3 protein-coding genes are annotated in these 744 nt (G+C 66.8%); 1 reads left to right on the top strand and 2 read right to left on the bottom strand.

What is annotated here, in order from left to right; translation table 11 throughout:
* Together QUG03_RS23180 and QUG03_RS23175 are read right to left on the bottom strand one after the other, a co-directional pair.
* A partial coding sequence (locus tag QUG03_RS23180) for a hypothetical protein (protein WP_253315796.1) occupies nt 1-209 on the bottom strand: 209 nt, incomplete at its 3' end.
* A 40-nt stretch (nt 210-249) separates the two neighbouring features.
* Nucleotides 250-408 (bottom strand): hypothetical protein, encoded by a 159-nt coding sequence (locus tag QUG03_RS23175; protein ID WP_500821120.1) that lies wholly within the window; start codon nt 406-408, stop codon nt 250-252.
* Here QUG03_RS23175 and QUG03_RS23170 point away from each other — a divergent pair.
* Nucleotides 407-697, top strand: coding sequence for a hypothetical protein (locus QUG03_RS23170; protein WP_500821119.1), 291 nt, complete (start codon nt 407-409; stop codon nt 695-697). The genes QUG03_RS23175 and QUG03_RS23170 overlap by 2 nt on opposite strands.
* The last annotated feature ends 47 nt before the right edge of the window (nt 698-744 follow it).

Here is a 744-nt window from a genome sequence, read left to right as displayed (position 1 = left end):
TGGCAGTGGAAAGGCCGGACGCCCTCGTCGCCCAGGTCGATGTCCACCGTCAGCCGCGAGCCGAGCAGCCCGTCCAGGTCCAGCGCCGGGTCGGCGCAGGCGATGTCGAGCTGGTAACTGGGCTCCTGCGACAGACGCTCGTCCGCCTTGAAGCTCAGCGCGACGCTGTCCGCGTCCAGCAAGGGGCTGTGCAGTTCGATCAAGCGCATGTCCGCTCTCCTTTCCCGTGTCCAAGCCTGCGCCGCCTCATCAGCTTTTCACCTGCATGCCCAGCTTCTTCAAATCCACGCCGGTGTCCGAATAGGACGCGCCGGTGTAGGAATAGCTGACCCCGGTGGTGGAGCAGCTGGAGCCGGTGCTGGACACGCTGGAACCGGTGCTGCTGACCGAGGAACCGGTGGTGGACATGCTGGAGCCGGTAACCCCGGTGGATGAGCCGGTGACCGAGACCGACGAGCCGGTGACGCTGGCGGAAGCGCCGGTGGTGGACACCGAGCAACCGGTGACGCTGGCGGACGAGCCGGTGGTGGACATCGAGGTGCCGGTCACGCTGGTGGACGAACCGGTGGTGGACATCGAAGTGCCGGTGATGCTGGTGGACGAGCCGGTGTCCGACATCGAGGTGCCGGTCACGCTCTTGGAGGTGCCGGTGACCGAGGTGCTGGTCCCGGTGACGCTGGTGGAGGTGCCGGTATAAGAGGAGGACACCCCGGTCATGCTCTGCGACATGCCGGTGGCCGACAC

It is taken from the genome of Chromobacterium sp. CCUG 30098 (assembly GCF_059916605.1).
The sequence above is the reverse complement of the archived record's forward strand: the minus strand, read 5'-3'. Positions and strand labels throughout refer to the sequence as shown.

Bases quoted from the DNA above. Each gene is read 5' to 3' on its own strand.
- QUG03_RS23170 (WP_500821119.1), top strand. From the start codon at position 407: ATGCTGGAGCCGGTAACCCCGGTGGATGAGCCGGTGACCGAGACCGAC.
- QUG03_RS23175 (WP_500821120.1), bottom strand. From the start codon at position 408: ATGTCCACCACCGGTTCCTCGGTCAGCAGCACCGGTTCCAGCGTGTCC.